The sequence below is a fragment of the Janthinobacterium sp. RA13 genome (assembly GCF_000745325.1).
Classification (GTDB): Bacteria; Pseudomonadota; Gammaproteobacteria; order Burkholderiales; family Burkholderiaceae_D; genus Janthinobacterium; species Janthinobacterium rivuli.
This window is the reverse complement of record NZ_JQNP01000001.1, coordinates 5,026,700-5,043,952: the sequence shown is the minus strand read 5'-3', so window position 1 is coordinate 5,043,952 and position 17,253 is coordinate 5,026,700. Positions and strand designations below refer to the sequence as shown.

General features: G+C 62.7%; 17 protein-coding genes and 1 tRNA gene. 7 read left to right on the top strand and 11 right to left on the bottom strand.

The window, feature by feature from the left end:
- From FG13_RS22295 to FG13_RS22280, 4 genes are all read left to right on the top strand, one after another.
- A complete protein-coding gene (locus FG13_RS22295) occupies positions 1 to 564 on the top strand; it encodes an aminodeoxychorismate/anthranilate synthase component II (RefSeq protein ID WP_035824429.1) in 564 nt (187 codons plus the stop codon).
- Positions 565 to 629: 65 nt separating this feature from the next.
- The gene (trpD, locus tag FG13_RS22290) at positions 630 to 1,673 is read left to right on the top strand and encodes an anthranilate phosphoribosyltransferase (protein WP_035824426.1); all 1,044 of its coding nucleotides are present in this window, start codon (positions 630 to 632) and stop codon (positions 1,671 to 1,673) included.
- Between the two features lie 33 nt (positions 1,674 to 1,706).
- Positions 1,707 to 2,507, top strand: a complete 801-nt coding sequence (gene trpC, locus FG13_RS22285; protein ID WP_035824423.1) for an indole-3-glycerol phosphate synthase TrpC — start codon at positions 1,707 to 1,709, stop codon at positions 2,505 to 2,507.
- A 20-nt stretch (positions 2,508 to 2,527) separates the two neighbouring features.
- Positions 2,528 to 2,992 (top strand): hypothetical protein, encoded by a 465-nt coding sequence (locus FG13_RS22280; protein ID WP_035824420.1) that lies wholly within the window; start codon positions 2,528 to 2,530, stop codon positions 2,990 to 2,992.
- Here FG13_RS22280 and FG13_RS22275 read toward each other — a convergent pair.
- From FG13_RS22275 to dkgB, 9 genes are all read right to left on the bottom strand, one after another.
- Positions 2,943 to 4,145: a GGDEF domain-containing protein gene (locus tag FG13_RS22275; protein WP_235211790.1), complete on the bottom strand. Its 1,203-nt coding sequence runs from the start codon at positions 4,143 to 4,145 to the stop codon at positions 2,943 to 2,945. The two genes, FG13_RS22280 and FG13_RS22275, sit on opposite strands and share 50 nt — an antisense overlap.
- 187 nt (positions 4,146 to 4,332) lie before the next feature.
- On the bottom strand, positions 4,333 to 6,225 hold the full coding sequence (locus tag FG13_RS22270; protein WP_257626518.1) for a M61 family metallopeptidase: 1,893 nt from the start codon (positions 6,223 to 6,225) through the stop codon (positions 4,333 to 4,335).
- A gap of 48 nt (positions 6,226 to 6,273) precedes the next feature.
- On the bottom strand, positions 6,274 to 6,852 hold the full coding sequence (locus tag FG13_RS22265; RefSeq protein ID WP_035824416.1) for a nucleotidyltransferase family protein: 579 nt from the start codon (positions 6,850 to 6,852) through the stop codon (positions 6,274 to 6,276).
- Positions 6,853 to 6,865: 13 nt separating this feature from the next.
- Entirely contained in the window at positions 6,866 to 9,139 is a 2,274-nt protein-coding gene (locus FG13_RS22260; protein ID WP_035824413.1) for a xanthine dehydrogenase family protein molybdopterin-binding subunit, read from the bottom strand.
- Positions 9,140 to 9,149: 10 nt separating this feature from the next.
- Positions 9,150 to 9,608: a (2Fe-2S)-binding protein gene (locus FG13_RS22255; protein WP_034753534.1), complete on the bottom strand. Its 459-nt coding sequence runs from the start codon at positions 9,606 to 9,608 to the stop codon at positions 9,150 to 9,152.
- Positions 9,609 to 9,739: 131 nt separating this feature from the next.
- Complete coding sequence (locus FG13_RS22250; protein ID WP_035824412.1) at positions 9,740 to 10,456, bottom strand: DsbC family protein; 717 nt, start codon at positions 10,454 to 10,456, stop codon at positions 9,740 to 9,742.
- A gap of 160 nt (positions 10,457 to 10,616) precedes the next feature.
- A complete protein-coding gene (locus tag FG13_RS22245) occupies positions 10,617 to 11,861 on the bottom strand; it encodes an FAD-dependent monooxygenase (RefSeq protein WP_035824411.1) in 1,245 nt (414 codons plus the stop codon).
- A gap of 66 nt (positions 11,862 to 11,927) precedes the next feature.
- Complete coding sequence (locus tag FG13_RS22240) at positions 11,928 to 12,857, bottom strand: LLM class oxidoreductase (protein ID WP_035824410.1); 930 nt, start codon at positions 12,855 to 12,857, stop codon at positions 11,928 to 11,930.
- Positions 12,858 to 12,867: 10 nt separating this feature from the next.
- Positions 12,868 to 13,692, bottom strand: a complete 825-nt coding sequence (gene dkgB / locus FG13_RS22235; protein WP_035824409.1) for a 2,5-didehydrogluconate reductase DkgB — start codon at positions 13,690 to 13,692, stop codon at positions 12,868 to 12,870.
- Positions 13,693 to 13,877: 185 nt separating this feature from the next.
- Here dkgB and FG13_RS22230 point away from each other — a divergent pair.
- Together FG13_RS22230 and FG13_RS22225 are read left to right on the top strand one after the other, a co-directional pair.
- Positions 13,878 to 13,953, top strand: a tRNA-Phe gene (locus tag FG13_RS22230).
- 253 nt (positions 13,954 to 14,206) lie between these two features.
- Positions 14,207 to 15,220: a hypothetical protein gene (locus FG13_RS22225; protein WP_152598836.1), complete on the top strand. Its 1,014-nt coding sequence runs from the start codon at positions 14,207 to 14,209 to the stop codon at positions 15,218 to 15,220.
- Between the two features lie 155 nt (positions 15,221 to 15,375).
- On the opposite strand, the gene FG13_RS22220 is transcribed toward FG13_RS22225, so the two are convergent.
- A complete protein-coding gene (locus FG13_RS22220) occupies positions 15,376 to 15,915 on the bottom strand; it encodes a DUF2058 domain-containing protein (RefSeq protein ID WP_034784389.1) in 540 nt (179 codons plus the stop codon).
- Between the two features lie 264 nt (positions 15,916 to 16,179).
- Between FG13_RS22220 and FG13_RS22215 the strand changes: the two genes are divergently transcribed.
- Positions 16,180 to 16,485, top strand: a complete 306-nt coding sequence (locus FG13_RS22215; RefSeq protein ID WP_035824403.1) for a PsiF family protein — start codon at positions 16,180 to 16,182, stop codon at positions 16,483 to 16,485.
- Positions 16,486 to 16,532: 47 nt separating this feature from the next.
- Here the strand turns inward: FG13_RS22215 and FG13_RS22210 are convergent, their stop codons facing one another.
- Complete coding sequence (locus tag FG13_RS22210) at positions 16,533 to 17,252, bottom strand: glutamine amidotransferase-related protein (RefSeq protein WP_035824400.1); 720 nt, start codon at positions 17,250 to 17,252, stop codon at positions 16,533 to 16,535.
- Position 17,253: the final 1 nt, after the last annotated feature.

Sequence of the window (17,253 nt, the reverse complement as noted above, 5' to 3'; positions counted from 1 at the left end):
ATGCTGCTCATGATCGACAATTACGACTCCTTCACCTACAACATCGTGCAGTATTTCGGCGAGCTGGGCGAAGACGTGCGGGTCTACCGCAACGATGAAATCACGATCGAACAGATCGAGGCGCTGAACCCGGACCGCATCTGCATCTCGCCCGGCCCGAAAGCGCCGGCACAGGCGGGCATTTCGGTGGAAGTGCTCAAGCACTTCGCCGGCAAGAAGCCGATACTCGGCGTGTGCCTGGGGCACCAGGCCATCGGCGAAGCGTTTGGCGGCAAGGTCATCCGCGCCAAGCAAGTCATGCATGGCAAAACTTCCCTCATCGCGCATACGGGCGTGGGTGTCTTCAAGGACATCCCCAGCCCCTTCACAGTGATCCGCTACCACTCTTTGGCGATCGAACGCGCCTCGCTGCCTTCCTGCCTGGAAGTGACGGCGTGGACGGACGACGGCGAAATCATGGGCGTGCGCCACCGGGAATACGATATCGAGGGCGTGCAGTTCCACCCCGAATCGATCCTCTCGGAGCACGGCCACGCCCTGCTGAAGAATTTTCTCGAGCGCTGATTTTCCGCGCACGCCACGGCGTGCCATCAGTGTCCTCCTGCGCCATCATTGAAGAAGGAAGCATCATGCCGATCACACCACAAGAAGCCCTGCTGCGCTGCATCGAACACCGCGAAATTTTTCACGACGAAATGCTGTACCTGTTCCGCCAGATCATGTCCGGCGAAATGTCGCCCACCATGATCGCCGCCCTGACCGTGGGCTTGCGCGTGAAAAAGGAAACCATCGGCGAAATCGCCGCCGCCGCGCAAGTGATGCGCGAGTTTTCCACCAAGGTGCCCATGGCCGACACCACCAACCTGCTCGACATCGTCGGCACGGGCGGCGACGGCGCACACACCTTCAACATTTCCACCGCCTCGATGTTCGTGGCGGCCGCGGCCGGCGCGCGCGTGGCCAAGCATGGCGGGCGCAGCGTGTCGTCCTCGTCCGGCAGCGCCGACGTGCTGGACTCGCTGGGCGTCAACATCAACCTGCAGCCCGAGCAGATCGCCCAGTCGATCGCGCAGACGGGCATCGGCTTCATGTATGCACCGAACCACCATGCGGCCATGAAGCATGCGGCGCCCGTGCGCAAGGAGCTGGGCGTACGCACGATTTTCAATATCCTCGGGCCGCTGACGAATCCGGCCGGCGCGCCGAACATTCTGATGGGCGTGTTCCACGCTGACCTGGTCGGCATCCAGGTGCGCGTGCTGCAGCGCCTGGGCGCGCAGCATGCCATCGTCGTGTATGGCCGCGACAATATGGATGAAGTGTCGCTGGGCGCCTCTACCCTCGTGGGCGAGCTGGTCAACGGCGAGATCCGCGAATACGAAATCCACCCGGAAGATTTCGGTTTGCAGATGATCGCCAGCCGCAACCTGAAGGTGGCCGATGCCGTCGAATCGAAAGCCAAAATGATGGAAGCGCTGCGCGGCGAACCCGGCGCGGCCAGCGATATCGTCGCCCTGAACGCGGGCACGGCGCTGTACGCGGCCGGCGTGGCCAGCTCGATCGAAGACGGCCTGGCGCGCGCGCGCACCGCCGTCAGCTCGGGCGCGGCCCTGGCAAAACTCGATCAATTCGTGCAGGTCACGCAGCAGCTGGGCACACCAAAGCAAGCGTAAGCCCTCCGCCCTCCTTATAGAATAGCGACCATCATGTCCGACATACTCGATAAAATCCTGGCAGTGAAAGCCGATGAAGTGGCCAAGGCCAAAGCCCACCGCAGTCTGGCCAGCCTGCGCGGCGACGTGGAAAGCGACAGCGCACTGCGCGCCGGCCTGCGCGGTTTTGAAGCTAGCCTGCGCCAGCACATCGCCGACGGCAAGCCCGGCATCATCGCCGAAGTCAAAAAAGCGTCGCCCTCGAAAGGCGTGATCCGCGCCGACTTTCGCCCTGCCGACATCGCCGCCAGCTATGCCCAACACGGCGCGGCGTGCCTGTCCGTGCTGACGGACGAGCAGTTCTTCCAGGGCTCCGTGGAATACCTGCAGCAGGCGCGCGCCGCCTGCGCCATTCCCGTGCTGCGCAAGGATTTCATGGTCGACATGTACCAGATCTATGAAGCGCGGGCCATGGGCGCCGACTGCATCCTCCTGATCGTCGCGGCGCTCGACCATGGCCTGATGGCCGAGATGGAAGCGTGCGCCCACGAACTGGGCATGGGCGTGCTGATCGAAAGCCACGACGGTGAAGAACTGACGGCGGCCCTGAAACTCAAGAGCGCGCTGATCGGCATCAACAACCGCAACCTGCGCACCTTCGAAACTTCACTGGACACGACCATCAATCTCTTGCCGCGCATCCCGCAAGACAAATTGATCATCACGGAATCGGGCATCCACAGCACGGCCGACGTGCAACGCATGCGCGACGCGCACATCCACAGCTTCCTCGTGGGCGAAGCGTTCATGCGCACGCCAGACCCGGGCGTGGAGCTGGAACGCCTGTTCAGTTAAAGCATGGTAGTCTGGCAGGCATGAAACACGCGATCACCGTCCTTGCCACTGCTACCCTGCTGGCAGCCTGCCAGAGTACGCCGCCACCAGCGGCGAACACGCCCACGTCCACGCCCCCTCGCACGCCAGCCGCGATACAGCTGGCCGCCAGCATCGACGCCTACAAATCGCTGGTGGCGCAGCAGATCATGGCCGCCAACTCAGAATACACGTTCAGCGGGCGCCTGCCGCCCATGCTGCCGGCCATCGTCGTGCTTGACCTGAGCGTGGGGCCGGACGGCGAACTGAAAAACGTGCACGTACACCGTTCGCGCGACGGCGAAGCATCGGCCGCCGCGCTGGCCGCCGTGCGGCGCGTGCAAGACGCGTTTCCTCCGGCCGGGCACCTGATGCGCCGCCACGCCAAAACCTTCGATTTTTCCGAAACCTTTCTGTTCAACGACCAGTACCGGTTCCAGCTGCGGACCTTGTCCGGTCCGCAGTAACCGCGGCGGTATCGAGTTCGATGCGGTCGCGTCCCCGCTCCTTGGCCAGGTACAGGGCCGCATCGGCGCGCGACAGCAGCTGTTCCAGCCCTTCCACCACCGATGCCTGGCAAGCGACGCCGATGCTGACCGTACACGGCGGCAGCCCCGCATGACTGGGTTCGTGCAGCAAGGCGCGGATGCGTTCAGCCACGCCCAGCGCATTATGCGCCGGCATGTCCGGCATCAGCACGACGAATTCCTCGCCGCCGAAACGCGCCACGCAATCCGATTCGCGCAAGGCGCTGCCGATGACGGCGGCCACGTGCGCCAGCACCTGGTCGCCCACCGCGTGACCGTAGCGGTCATTGATCAATTTGAAGTAATCGAGGTCGATGCTGAGCAGTGTCAGCGGCAAACGGCGACGCCGCAGATTGCCCGTCTCGCGCGCATAGGCGTCGCCAAAGCCGCGCCGGTTCAGCACCTGCGTCAGCGGGTCATGGGTCGAGCGGCGCTCGAGTATCTGCTGCAGGCGGCGCGTCGCCACCGTCATGAAGCCCACCGTCAGCAGCAACGCCATGAAATTGGCGACCGCCAGATAGATGCCGGCCGGCGTGCCTGCCACCGTCAGGTTCACGCTGGCGCCGCCATGCAGCAAGGCCGACATGCCCCGCACCAGCACCACCAGGGCTTGCATCAGCATCAGCACGCCAAAGAAAAAACTCGAGAAATGGCGTTCGCCATGACGCCACACCAGTTGCACCTGGCGCGCATAAAACAGGAAGACCAGCAGGGAAAAGACCGCCACGCGCGCCGAGAAATCGGGGCGCGCCAGCAGCCACCAGCTATTGCCGGCGATGGCCAGGGCAAGTATCAGCAGATAGGCGCGGCGGCTGGGCGCCAGGCCAAAGAATTTTTCCGTGCCCAGCATCGACAGGCCGATGCCGGCCACCAGCGCCGCATTAGCCGCGATCATCGACAATGCCGGCGGCAGTACCTCGCGGGTGCCAAACAGCAGGGACGCGCATACCAGCAACAGCAAACCGGCCGCCCAATGCCCCAGGCCATGCACCTCGCGCCGGAAACTGCGATACACCGAGAACATGACAATGCTCATGGCCCCGCACATCAGGGTCGTCATCAGCATGATGGTTCGGGGATCGAGGGTTTCCACGTTGGGCGCGATCTAAAATAAGCAGTTCGGCAATTTTAGTTTAGTTAAAGAAAAATTAGTTCATTTGCAGTAAATATGATGGTTATCCGCGGCTGCCGGCGGATGAGTTGCATTTGAGAAATTGCAGTCTGAAATAGAAAACCGGCCAGTGACGGCCGGTTTTCTGTCTTGCCGCGTGACGAACAGCTTATACAGCGCTAGGGCGCTTCGGCCCCGTGGCTTTCTTTGGCGCCGGCAGCAGGGTCAGGCTGACGCCGGGCACGCGGTCGCCCTGCAGCACGGCCGCAAACGTCATCAGCTCGTCGCGGCGGAAGGCGTGGATGGCGACTCTGGCGCCGACGGCGTAACGGCCCAGCAAGGTGTCCAGGTTGCTGCCCGTCACGCGCAAGCCGTCGACGGCCACCAGCACGTCGCCCGCCGACAGGCCGGCTGTGTGGGCGGCGCCACCCTGGTGTACCTGCGCCAGTTTGGCGTCGTTGCCGTCGCGCCCCAGGTTGACGTCCAGGCTGGCTTTTTCCGCCTTGCGCGCGTCGCTGTATTTCACGCCGAACGGCGCCAGCAGGCGCGCCAGCGGCACGTCGTCCGTGCCGCGGATGTAGCGCTCGAAGAATGGCTTCATGCGCGTGCCGATAATCTCATCGAACAGGGCTTCGACTTCGGCCGGCGTCACGCCACGCGCTTTACCTTTGTAGAAATCGCGGCCATAGCGCTGCCACAATGCCTGCATCACGTCGTCCAGCGATTTGTCGCCATTCGTCTTCGTGCGGATCGTCAGGTCGAAGGCCAGCGCGATCAGCGAACCCTTGGTGTAGTAGCTGACGATGGCGTTCGGCGCGTTTTCATCCTGGCGGTAGTACTTGCCCCAGGCGTCGAAGCTGGAATCGGCCACGCTTTGCTTGCTGCGGCCGCTGCCGCGCAAGACACTGTTGACGGTTTTCCCCAGCAGCTTGAAATAGGCCGCTTCGTCGATCAGGCCAGCGCGCACCAGCATCAGGTCGTCGTAATAGCTGGTGAAGCCTTCGAACAGCCACAACAGCGGCGAGTAGCTTTCCGCCTGCAGGTTGTACGGCGCAAAGGCGGCCGGCTTGATGCGCTTGACGTTCCAGGTGTGGAAGTACTCATGGCTGCACAGGCCGAGGAATTTCAGGTAGCCGTCGCCGATCTCGGTGCTGGTCGAAGCCGTCGTCGGCAAGTCGGCGCGGGCGCAGATCAGCGCCGTCGAGGCGCGGTGTTCAAGGCCGCCGTAACCGTCGCCGACGGCCATGGTCATGAACACGTAACGGTCCATCGGCGCTTTCTTGGTCTTCGGCTCGAAGAAGGCGATCTGCGTTTCGCAGATGGCTTTCAGGTCGCGGCACAGACGGTCCAGGTCCAGGTTCGGCACCTTGCCCGTGACGACGATATCGTGCGGCACGCCATGCGCGGTAAAGGTGGCCAGCGCGAAGTCGCCCATCTCCACCGGGTGGTCGATCAGCTCATCGTAGTTGGCCGCCTGATAGCTGCCGAAGCCATAGCGCTTGGCCTTGAGTTCCGGCAGGGTCGTGGCCACTCGCCAGGTCTTGCAGGCCGCATCCTTCGGCTGCACGATGTGCACTTCATGGGCATCGGATTCCTGGCCCAGTACGCGCAGGAACACGCTGGTGCCGTTGAAGAAGCCGTGATTCTGGTCCAGGTGGGCGGCGCGCACGGACAAATCCCACGCATATACGTCATATTCGACCGTCAACGGACCCTTGCACGGCGCGGCTTGCCACGAGTGCTTGTCCAATTTGGTCAACGCCACGGCCTTGCCCTCGGACTCGGCGCGGATGCTGACGATGTTGCGCGAAAATTCGCGGATCATGTAGCTGCCCGGAATCCAGGCCGGCAAGGCAAATACCTGGCCGATGGCGGCCGGCGACTTGACCGTCAACGTCACCTTGAACATGTGACCGGCCAGATCAAGAGCGGCGATGCTGTAGATGATGCCGGCGGCCGGCGTGGTTTTCACTGCGGTTTTCGCCGCGGCTTTGCTTGTGGCTTTGCCGCTTGCCTTGGCTCCCGCCTTGGCGGTGATTTTTTGAATCGGTGCTTTCTTCATGTTTTCCTCGTGTCTGGCCTGTCTTCCCGGGAACGCCACTGCCCCGCCTTACAAATCGTCAGGTGTATCAATATCGCGCAAGATGCCGCTGTCGTCCACTGTCACTTCGCACACGGCATGTCTGTTGACGATGCTGCGCGCACCCTGGTCGCCATCGAGCGCCAGCAGCAGCGGCAAGTGAACGGCGCTGAACGCGACAGGATTGCCGCGCCGTCCCTGGAACACGGGCACGGCGATGCGCGCGCCATCGCCGATGGCGTGCGACAAGGCGGCGATTGTAGCCGCTTCCACGTAAGGCATGTCGCCCAGGGCGATCAGCCAGCCCGGCGCGCCGCGCACATAGTCGATGGCGCAGGTGAGCGAAGCGGCCATGCCCGTGTCGGCGTCATGGCAGACGCGCACCTCGCAGCCCAGCGCACCGAGCGCGCGCGCCACCTGCGTGTCGTCGGCGCGCACCACGGCCAGCACGCGCGGCAGGGCTGCCAGCATGACTTTTGCAGCCGCCGCGACCACCGGCAAGCCCGCATGCGGGCCTTCTGTCAACGGCTGCAATAATTTGTTCTGCACGCCGGAAGGGTCGAACCTGCGTCCCCTTCCGGCTGCCAGCAAGATGCCGACCGTACTCAAAAAACCGCTGCCGTCATGCGGCCGCCAGGTCGAACGGCAGCTTGCGCAGGCGCTTGCCCGTCAGCGCAAACAGCGCATTGGCGAATGCAGGCGCCAATGGCGGCACGCCCGGTTCGCCCATGCCCGTCGGCGCGTCGCCCGACGGCACCAGGTGCACCTCGATCACCGGCATGTCTTGCATGCGCGGCACCGGGTAATCGCCAAAGTTCTGCTGCTCCACCACACCATCCTTGAGCGTGATGGCCGCGCCGGGGATGGTCATGCCCAGCGCCATCAGCGCGGCGCCCTGCACTTGCGCCTCGATCGTCAAGGGATTGACGGCCAGGTTGCAATGCACGCCCGCCCATACCTGGTGCAGCCTGGGCGCGCCTTCCACCACGGAAGCCGTCACCACGTAGGCGACGACGGAATTGAACGACTCGTGCATGGCCACGCCCCAGGCCTGCCCTTTCGGCAGCTTCTTCTTGCCATAGCCGGACTTGGCCACAGCCAGGTCCAGCGCGGCGATGTGGCGCGTGTGCTTCGCGTCGATCAGCTGCTTGCGGTAGGCGACGGGGTCCATCTTCGCCACGTGCGCCGCCTCGTCGATCAGGGTTTCCATGACAAAGGCCGTATGCGTCGAGCCGACGGAGCGCCACCACAGCACCGGCACGTTCGCCTTGGCCGTATGCACGGACAGCTTCATCGGCAGAGTGTACGGCTCGCCCATGCCTTCGACCATGGTGCCATCGACGCCATTTTTCACCATGAAGGCTTCGAACGGCGTGCCGGCCATGATGGACTGGCCCACGATGGTGTGGTCCCAGGCGAGGATCTTGCCCTTGGCGTCGAGGCCGATCTGCGCGCGGTGCACATGCGACGGCCGGTAGTAGCCACCCTTGATGTCATCCTCGCGGCTCCACATCAGCTTTAACGGACCGCTCTTGCCCGCCGCCCGGTATGCCTTGGCGACGTTGACGGCTTCCACCACATAGTCGGACGAGGGCACGGCGCGCCGGCCAAAGCCGCCGCCCGCCATCATCGTGTGCAGGGTTACTTGTTCCGGTTTCAGGCCGGAGGTGGCCGCGATCGCCGCCTGGTCGCCCGTCTGGAATTGCGAACCGACCCACATCGTGCATTTGTCGGCTTGCAGATCGACGACGCAGTTGAGCGGCTCCATCGGCGCGTGCGCCAGGTAGGGAAACTCGTACACGGCTTCGATCTTTTTCGGCGCCTTGGCCAGCTTGCCCATGTCCGCAGGCCTGGCGATGGTGCCCGGCGTTTTCGCCAGCGCCTTGAAGGCGGCCAGCTGCTTGTCGCTGCTGACCTTTTCCACGGCGCTCGTATCCCATTCGATCGCCAAAGCGTCGCGCCCCTGCTTGGCAGGCCAGTAACCAGTGGCGATCACCGCCACGCCGCTGCCGCCACGGTCGGTCTTCACTTCCAGCACCTCGAGCACTCCCTTGATGGCTTTCGCCTTGCTGGCGTCGAATGTCGCCACCTTGGCGCCAAACACGGGCGGACGCGCCACCATGGCCACTTTCGCGCCAGGCGGCTTGAAGTCGATGCCGAACTGCTGTTTTCCCGTGGATTTGGCCGCCGCGTCCAGGCGTTTCACGGGTTTGCCGATGATGACAAAGTCGCGCGGGTCTTTCAGCTTGACGGTGGTGGGCACGGGTTGGCGCATGGCCGCGTCGGCAAATTCGCCGTAGCTCGCTTTTTGTCCGCCGGGGCCATACAGCACGCCCTTGGCGGCGCGCACCTGGTCGGGACTGACTTTCCACTGCGCGGCGGCGGCGCCCACCAGCATGGCGCGCGCCTTGGCGCCGATTTCGCGGTACTGTGTAAACGAATGGGCGATACTGCCCGAGCCGCCCGTCATCTGCATGCCGTAGGCGGCATCCTTGTATTGTTCTCCGGCGGGCGCCAGGGCGCCATGCACGAGGCTCCAGTCGGCGTCAAGTTCCTCGGCGATCAGCATGGGCAAGCTCGTTTGCACGCCCTGGCCAAATTCCAGCCGGTTCACCTGCACCGTCACCGTGTTGTCGGGCGCGATGTGCAAAAACGCGTTCGGCGCATACACGGGCTTGGCGGGCGCGGCATCGGCCGCCTGCGCCAGCTTGCCTGCGCCCGGCAGGAAAAAGCCCAGCATCAAGCCGCCGCCGGCCACCGCGCCAGCCTTCATGAAACCGCGCCGCGACACGCCATCGGCCGCGCCAGCGACAGCCACCGGCGCCGATGCCAGCGCCGCGCCCAGGGTCACGCCGCCATGCTGCAATGCTTCCTGATTCAACCATTCGATACGCATGTCGCTCTCCTCAGGCCAGGGTCTTGGCCGCGTCCTTGATGGCCGCGCGGATCCGTTGATAGGTGCCGCAGCGGCAGATATTGCCGCTCATGGCGCCGTCGATGTCGGCATCGCTGGGCGCCTTGTTGGTGCGCAGCAGCGCCGTCGCGCTCATCACCTGGCCGCTTTGACAGTAGCCGCATTGCGGCACGTCGTGACGTACCCATGCCGCCTGCACGGCCTTGCCCACCTGGTCGTTTTCCATCGCTTCGATGGTGGTGATCTTTTGCGCGCCCACCGAGGAAATCGGCGTGATGCACGAGCGGATCGGCTGGCCGTCGAGGTGCACCGTGCAGGCGCCGCACAGGGCCGCGCCGCAACCGAACTTGGTGCCCGTCATGTTCAGGTTATCGCGCAACGCCCACAGGATGGGCGTGGATGGATCGGCGTCGACTTGCGTGTCGCGTCCGTTGATATTCAAGGTAATCATCTGCTGCTTCCCCTCTTTGGATTGTTATGGCGTCTACGAACAACACTTGATGATACGACAGCGAAAAAAAACGCAAAAAAAAGCGCGCCTTGCGAGGGCGCGCCGTCCAGCCTTCCTGGCGACAGCCCGGATTACTTAATGGTCGAGAATTTCTGTTCCAGCGTTTTCGCATCGACCGCGCCCGGAATGCGGCTGCCGTCGGCAAAGAAGATGGCTGGCGTGCCCGAGACGCGCAGCTGCTGGCCCAGGGCCAGGATTTTTTCATGCGGGTTGGCGCACGTGGCGGCCACCGTGGCCGGCGCCTTGCCATTCAACATCCAGTCATCCCAGGCCTTGTTGCGGTCCGGCGCGCACCAGACATTGCGCGACTTGACGATGGAGTCCGGCGACAGGATGTTGTACATGAAGGTGTACACGGTGACGTTGTCGATTTCCTTCAAAGCGTTCTGGCGGAAGCGCTTGCAATAGCCGCAGTTCGGATCTTCGAACACGGCGATCACGCGCTTGCCATTGCCCTTGACGGTCTTCATGGCGGAATCGAGCGGCAGGTCGGAGAACTTGATGCGGTTGACTTCATCCAGGCGCACCTTGGTGAGATCCTGCGACGTCTTGGCGTCGAAGACGTGGCCGACGAACAGGTACTGCGCGCTCTTGTCCGTGTACAGGATGTCGCCGCCCGTGCGCACTTCGTACAGGCCGCCGTACGGCGTTTCCTTGACCGAATCGACCTTGGCGCCTTCGCCCAGGCGCGGCTCGATCAGCTTTTTGATGTTTGCTTCCGTCGGCGTTTCGGCGCCGGCGCACGACATCATCAGGCCCGAGGCCAGTACCAATGCGATTCTGCTCATTTTGATCACTATCACTTCTCCACTTTGTAACGCCCGGCGAAACTGGCAGGGGGCCCGGCGCCGTTATCTCTTTAATAAAACGAGCGCCGCAGACCAGCTGCGGCGACCTTGAATTTTCACTAATGCCATTATCCGGCGATATCTTAAGATACGCTGATATTTACGGATGCCCCAAGGCGTGCGCAATCATTTTGCGCTTCAGGGCAGGTAATTTATCCAGCAAGTTTAATCCCAAATTGCGAACCACGCGCAACGGTTCCAGATCGGCGCCAAATAATCGCGCCAGGCCATCGGTGGCCAGCTGCATCAGCAGCACGTCTTCCTTGCGCGCGCGCGCATATCGGGCCAGCACGCGTTCGTCGCCGATGCCGCGGTGCGCTTCGCGTTCGCTGATCGTCTTGACCAGCTGCGCCACGTCGGCAAAGCCCAGGTTCATGCCGTGGCCGGCCATCGGGTGCACCACGTGGGCGGCGTCGCCGACCAGGGCCACGCGCGGCGCCACCATGGCGTGCGGGCGCATCAGGGTCAATGGGAAGGCGCGCACCAGTTCCGGCTGCAAGGGCGTGAGTTTGCCCAGCTTGTCCTGGCAATACGCGGCCAGGCGCGCGGCCAGGGCGTCGGCCGGTTCGGTCATCAAGGTATCGGCCAACGCATCGGGCGCCGACCAGACGAGAGAAACGCGGTCGCCTGGCAACGGCAGCAGCGCGACGATGCCTTCGCTGCCCGTAAACCACTGGTGCGCCGCGCCATGGTGCGGCTTTTCGCAGGCGAAGTTGCTGACCACGCCGCGCTGGCCATACGAGCGGTAATCGAGGCCGATGTCGCACTGGCCCCGCACCCACGACTGGGCGCCGTCCGCGCCCACCACCAGCGCGCAGGTGATGGTGTCGCCGCCATCGAGGTGCACGATGGCCGAGTCGTTCGTCCATTCCAGACGGCTGGCGCGGCCCTGCAGCACGCTGACGTTCGGCGCGAATTTGAGGGCGGCGTCCAGCGCCTGGCCCAGGTTGCGGTCTTCGACAATCCACGCCAAACTGCCCACATGGGCGCCGTAGGCGTCGAAACCCAGTCCGCCCGCCTGCGCGCCGTCGCCGTTGACCAGCATGGCGTCGACTGGCGCCACCCTGTCAGCCTCCAGGGCGCCCCATACCTTCAGCGACGACAGCAAGTCGTGCGCCGTGTGATTGAGCGCATACACGCGCACGTCCCAGCTGGCTTCGACCGGCCTGCTGGCCGAAGGGGATGCGGTCACCGGCGGGCTCGCCGGAGATAACAGGGTGACGCTTTGTCCTGCCTGGGCAAACGCCAGCGCCGTGGTTTTCGCGATGGCGCCGTTGCCGACGATGCAAACGTCGCTGTGGCTATGCATGAAGCGCCGCATGGTGGGGGAAGTAGGACTGTTCATGCGGCCATTATAGCGTTTGCCCCACCCTTTTCAGCTAGTCCCGAAGTACGGGACGCGTGCCCCAGATCAAGCGGTTCCATGAAAGACGGGCAGCACGTAGTCCGCGATCTCCTGCATCGTCTCGGCCAGCGGGCGGCGGTTCTGCCGCAGCTGCAGGCCGATATGCTGCACGCCGGCTTCGCGCATGGCGTGCAGCTCGGCGATCAGGCCATCGCGCCCCGTGCGCCCACCAAAGCGGAAGCGCTGCAGCGGCAAGTTCGGATCTTCATCCAGGTCCAGGTGGATGAAGCTGACGTACGGCTTGTCGTCGCCGGCCACGGCGCGCCATTGCGCCGAACGCCGCGCATGGTCGTCCGGCGTGCCCGGATAGGCGAGCCAGCCATCCATCTGCGCGCCGATCCACGCGGGCGACTGCTGCGCCAGCCCCGCCACCAGCAGCGGCAAGGGCGCGGCCGGTTTGGGCAGCAGACGGATGCCGGGCGGCAGGCGCATCTCGCCCCAGTCGCGCAGCATGGCGACCTGCTCGCGAAAGGCGGCGCCGCGCTGCTCGAAATCACGACCAAACACGGGATACTCGACGGGCCGGTCGCCGCTTGCCACGCCCAGCAGCAAACGCCCGCCACTCAACTGGTCGACGCTGGCCGCCGCTTTTAGCGTCAGCACCGGCTCGCGCAGCGGCAGCACCACGGCGGCCGTGCCCAGCAAGATGTTGTCCGTGATGCCGGCCAGGTAGCCGAGGTAAGTAAACACCTCGAAGACCTGGGCCGCATCGCCGAACGACGGATCGTACAGGGGCACGTCGCGCAGCCACAGGGCGCGGAAACCCAGGCGGTCGGCCAGCTTTGCCAGCGCCGCATGCTGTTTCAGGTCAGGTTCGCCCGGCACGCGGCCGGACGCCGCATGCGCATGGCGCCCCGTGGACGACCAGTCGTTATCGAGCGGCAGTTCCAGGCCGATACTGAAACCGCCCTGCCCCAGCTTTTGCATCGCAGTCATGGGCTTCACCTCAATCCCACTGCGGCGCCAGGCCGTCCGGGTTGGCCAGGCGTTCGCCACGCTCCAGGGTCGCCATCTGCGCCATCTCGTCCGGCGACAGGGTGATGCGCTGGAAATGCAGGTTCGCTTCCAGGTTGGCGCGCTTGGTCGACGACGGAATCACGGCAAAGCCTTGCTGCAGCGACCAGCTCAGGGCCACTTGCGCCGGCGTCACGCCGTGCTTCGCGGCGATGGCAGCGATCACGGGATCGACCATCACCTTGCCGTACGCGAGCGGCATGTAGGCCGTGATGTGGATGCCCTGGCTGCGCGCGAAATCGATGGCCTTGCGGTTTTGCAGGAACGGGTGGATCTCGACCTGCTGCGTGGCGATTTCTGCCGCGCCCACCGTATCGATGGCTTGCCGCAGCTGCGCGTTGGTGAAATTCGACACGCCGATGGCCCTGGTCAGCCCCTGCGTCTTGGCATCCGCCAGCGCCGCCATGTAGTCGGCCACGGGAATCGCGTCTTGCGGCGACGGCCAGTGGATCAGGGTCAGGTCCAGCTGTTCCAGCCGCAGCTTGTGCAGGCTGTCTTTCAAACTGGGAATCAGCTTGTCGCGCTGCAGGCTCTCGATCCATATCTTGGTGGTGACGAACAGCTCATCGCGCGGGACGCCGCTGGCGGCGATCGCCTGACCCACTTCCGCTTCATTGCCGTAGATTTGCGCCGTGTCGATATGGCGGTAACCAACGTCCAGGCCCGTGGTGACGGAATCGATGACGACCTGGCCCTGCAAGCGGAAGGTGCCCAGGCCGATTTCAGGGATGGCGGTGTGTTGGGTAGTCGTGTTCATGCGGCAGTCCTCTCAAATACATTCAATGATCACACTATGCGCCCATCCTTTGTTGAGAAAAATACCGTTTATATCAAATCATATTTGATCCACACGCAAGTAAGATGATGCCCATGCATGAAATCGGGGAAAAGTCGCAGCCGGCTCTTGCATTCCCGTTTTGGTCTGCTATAATTCGCCACCTTGGCCTGGTAGCTCAGTCGGTAGAGCAGAGGATTGAAAATCCTTGTGTCGGTGGTTCGATTCCGCCCCGGGCCACCAAGAATTCGTTATACGTTCAAAAACGCCACCTTCGGGTGGCGTTTTTGTTTGTGGACTGCGCCAATTCACCGCAGCATCCCCCTCTTCCGGCCGCATGCCGGCATCCTCCCCTCATCCGATACGGTATTTCCCCCCCAGCGCATGGCCCGGCGGCCTGACGCGAGACGCCAGTACCCCGATACCGGCAGATATTCCCCATGGGAAACATGTTAAAATTAAATAAATATTAACACCGGCATCAAGGATGATGAAAATGAAAAAATGGTTCTTGCTGGCTGCCACCAGCGCACTTGCAGGCATGGGCACGGCACAGGCCACGCAAGTGGCAGAGCAAGTGAAAAGCCCATCGAGCGCAACGCCTCAGGAACAGAAGAGTGCCGTCCTCCACAGGCCATGGGAACGAAAGGTGGAGGGGGAGAAATTTTCCATGGAGATGCTCGACAGCGACCGCCTCGATCCGGCGTATCCAGGCTTGCCGCTGGGCGCGGTCATCGAGGCAGTCAAAAAATTTGTGCGCGAGAAAAAGGGGGAGTTTGAATCGACGGCTGACTACAAGCGCAGAATGGCGGCAGCGCTGAACGAAAAAGTGGTGGCGGATTCGAGCTTGAATGATGCACTGGCCTTTGTTGTTTCCGTCAAAAAAGACGGAGCATATTCCGTTGGCATTGGGTACGATTTCAATGCGGATACGGGAAAGGTGAAGCTGTATGTCTTTCCCCGCACACGAGACTTGAATGGCATCGGCGCGCCTGACTATGACATCAACAAGCCTTCCTATAAAGGACTGGACCAATTTGACTTGAGTTCCAAATTGAACTCGAAAGGCCGTTATAAAGGACGCAGCACCTATCGCGGCTACTATCGCGGCTACTATCCCATTGAAGAAACGTACACATCCACGATGGGCGTTGCCGTCAATCGCATCCCATTCCTGGATATTGACCGGGGCTACACCCAATACATAAAACCTGCATTCCAGTTTACGCTGGAAAATGCCGTCGCGGCAAAAGAATTGCCGGTCTTGAAGGCGATGATCGTGATGCAGCTGGCATCGCCTTACATTGCCTACGACTACGAGTCGTCCGATTCAACACCACAACAAATCGACGTGACTACGACAGATAGAGTATTTCTTACTGGGAATATCTTGGGCATCGTTTTTTACTCCGGCATCACTGGCGAAATCCTGGGGCGATTACCAGCGTCATTTGGCCTGCCTGCTGCCAGGCAAGCCACGAATGAGAGAAGCGCGCCCGCAGCGCAGTAATGGCAACTGTCCAGATACCGGCCTAGCCTTGCATCTCCCCGTGCCTTGCTTGCGCCGGGTAACAGAATTTGCCGCGCCAATAAAAACGCCAACCTTCGGGTTGGCGTTTTTATTGAATCGAGCAAGGCTGCCGGCTGCGGCCAGCCCCGTCGTTCTTACCACATCAAATCATCGGGAATCTGGAACGCCGCATACGGATCGTCCTCATCCACTTCCGTGCTGGCCTGCTTGACGCGCACGACGATGGCGGGGTCGCGTTCGGCGATCTTGTCGGCGATGATGCGCGGCACCAGTTCCACGGCGCCGCCCAGGCAGATGATGACCAGACGGCCCGCCACCAGGTGGGCTTGCACGGCGGCTGTCACGTAAATGCGCTCTATCTTGTTGTTGAACGTGAAGTTATACGGCACGTCGCCGTTGTTGCCCTTGCTCTGGCGGTTTTTTTGCACCATTTGCGCGATCTGCGCCACGATGGCCTTCTGGTTGGCAGCCGCGTCGCGCTGGGCGTTCAGTTCGCGCGCGCGTTCCGCGTTCTTGCGCTGCGTCTCAAGCGCGGCCAGGCGCACTTCGTCGACACTTTGCGTACCGCTCTTGCGCTCGTCCTTTTTCTGCTTGCTCTTGTCCTGGTTGGCCAGCTTGACCTTCTTCTTGTCGACCAGGCCGGCCTTTAAAAACTGCTCTTGCAACGAGACCATAACTACTCCGTATTGAGGGTGCGCCGGCCAAGGCAGCGGCATCGGCCGGTGGAAAGACGCTAGCATAGCAAAAAACAGGGGCGCTGCCGCCGCAACATGGCTACCCGGGCCAGCCAGGGAGCGCCTTGTACCTGCCAGTAACAAAAAGACACACTCGAGTGGAAATTTTGTTGATAAATGTCATATAGTTAGTTACGTTCTGCATATCGGCATTACCTGCCGATTGCATGTCCCCTTCCACCGACTGCGTCTAAAGGATTTACCATGAAACAATTCATCGCCCTCTGCATCGCCGCCGCGTTTGCCAGCACCGCCTTTGCCGCCGCACCGGAAGCGGCGCCCGTCGCCAAGACGGCGCAACAGTCAAAAATGACGACCTGCAATGCGGACGCCGCCGGCAAGAAAGGCGATGAGCGCAAGACCTTCATGAAGGAATGCCTGAGCGCCAAGCCGGCGCCGGCCATGACGCAGCAAAACAAGATGAAAGCGTGCAATGTCGACGCCAAGGACATGAAAGGCGACGCCCGCAAAGCCTTCATGAAGGAATGCCTGAGCGCGCCGAAGAAATAAGCGCCTCGCCGCTTGCCCCACAACGCCAGCATCATGCTGGCGTTTTTTTATTGCGCCGCGTACGCCTGCATCAGGCGGTCGAGGAAGATAAAAAGCTGGCCGTTCATGGCTTGCCAGTCGTGGGCGCGCAGGATAGCTGGCTGCTGCACGAAGCGGTGCGATTCCAGCGTGACCAGTTCTGCTTCCGACGCGGCGATCAGCAGCTCGACCACCTCCGGCGTGAACTCCATATGGCACTGGAAGCCGTACACCAGATTGCCGTATTCGATGATCTGGCGCGGGCAGCCCTGGCTATAGGCGATGACCTTCGCGCTATCGGTCAGGCCCGGCATGTCGCTGTGCCAATGCCCGCTTTCCAGAACATCGCCGACATGCTTGAACTTGTCGTTCTCCCGCCCTGCCTCCGTCAGCACGATGGGAAACTTGCCGATCTCCTTTTCAGGGCTGTGCGCATGGGGCGCTCCCAGGGCCGCGCCGATCAGCTGCGCGCCCAGGCAAACGCCGACCACGGCCTTGCCCGCCGCGACGCATGCGGCTATCAGGGCCTGTTCGGCTGCCGCGTCGAAATGCGGGCATTCCTCGCGCGTCGTCGACGGCGACTGCGGTCCGCCCATGACGACCAGCAGGTCGATGTCCGCGATGGAGCCGGGCAACGGCTCGTGGGCATGGACGCGCGAATACGCAGCCTCGTGGCCCCGCTCGCGCACCCAAGTCTCATAGGCGCCCGGCGCCTCGAACGCTTCATGCACGATGAAATGGACTTTCATG

Coding starts and splice junctions, on each gene's coding strand:
- FG13_RS22295 (WP_035824429.1), top strand. CDS start 1: ATGCTGCTCATGATCGACAATTACGACTCCTTCACCTACAACATCGTG.
- trpD (WP_035824426.1), top strand. CDS start 630: ATGCCGATCACACCACAAGAAGCCCTGCTGCGCTGCATCGAACACCGC.
- trpC (WP_035824423.1), top strand. CDS start 1,707: ATGTCCGACATACTCGATAAAATCCTGGCAGTGAAAGCCGATGAAGTG.
- FG13_RS22280 (WP_035824420.1), top strand. CDS start 2,528: ATGAAACACGCGATCACCGTCCTTGCCACTGCTACCCTGCTGGCAGCC.
- FG13_RS22270 (WP_257626518.1), bottom strand. CDS start 6,225: ATGAAGAAAGCACCGATTCAAAAAATCACCGCCAAGGCGGGAGCCAAG.
- FG13_RS22260 (WP_035824413.1), bottom strand. CDS start 9,139: ATGCGTATCGAATGGTTGAATCAGGAAGCATTGCAGCATGGCGGCGTG.
- FG13_RS22255 (WP_034753534.1), bottom strand. CDS start 9,608: ATGATTACCTTGAATATCAACGGACGCGACACGCAAGTCGACGCCGAT.
- FG13_RS22250 (WP_035824412.1), bottom strand. CDS start 10,456: ATGAGCAGAATCGCATTGGTACTGGCCTCGGGCCTGATGATGTCGTGC.
- FG13_RS22245 (WP_035824411.1), bottom strand. CDS start 11,861: ATGAACAGTCCTACTTCCCCCACCATGCGGCGCTTCATGCATAGCCAC.
- FG13_RS22240 (WP_035824410.1), bottom strand. CDS start 12,857: ATGACTGCGATGCAAAAGCTGGGGCAGGGCGGTTTCAGTATCGGCCTG.
- dkgB (WP_035824409.1), bottom strand. CDS start 13,692: ATGAACACGACTACCCAACACACCGCCATCCCTGAAATCGGCCTGGGC.
- FG13_RS22225 (WP_152598836.1), top strand. CDS start 14,207: ATGAAAAAATGGTTCTTGCTGGCTGCCACCAGCGCACTTGCAGGCATG.
- FG13_RS22220 (WP_034784389.1), bottom strand. CDS start 15,915: ATGGTCTCGTTGCAAGAGCAGTTTTTAAAGGCCGGCCTGGTCGACAAG.
- FG13_RS22215 (WP_035824403.1), top strand. CDS start 16,180: ATGAAACAATTCATCGCCCTCTGCATCGCCGCCGCGTTTGCCAGCACC.
- FG13_RS22210 (WP_035824400.1), bottom strand. CDS start 17,252: ATGAAAGTCCATTTCATCGTGCATGAAGCGTTCGAGGCGCCGGGCGCC.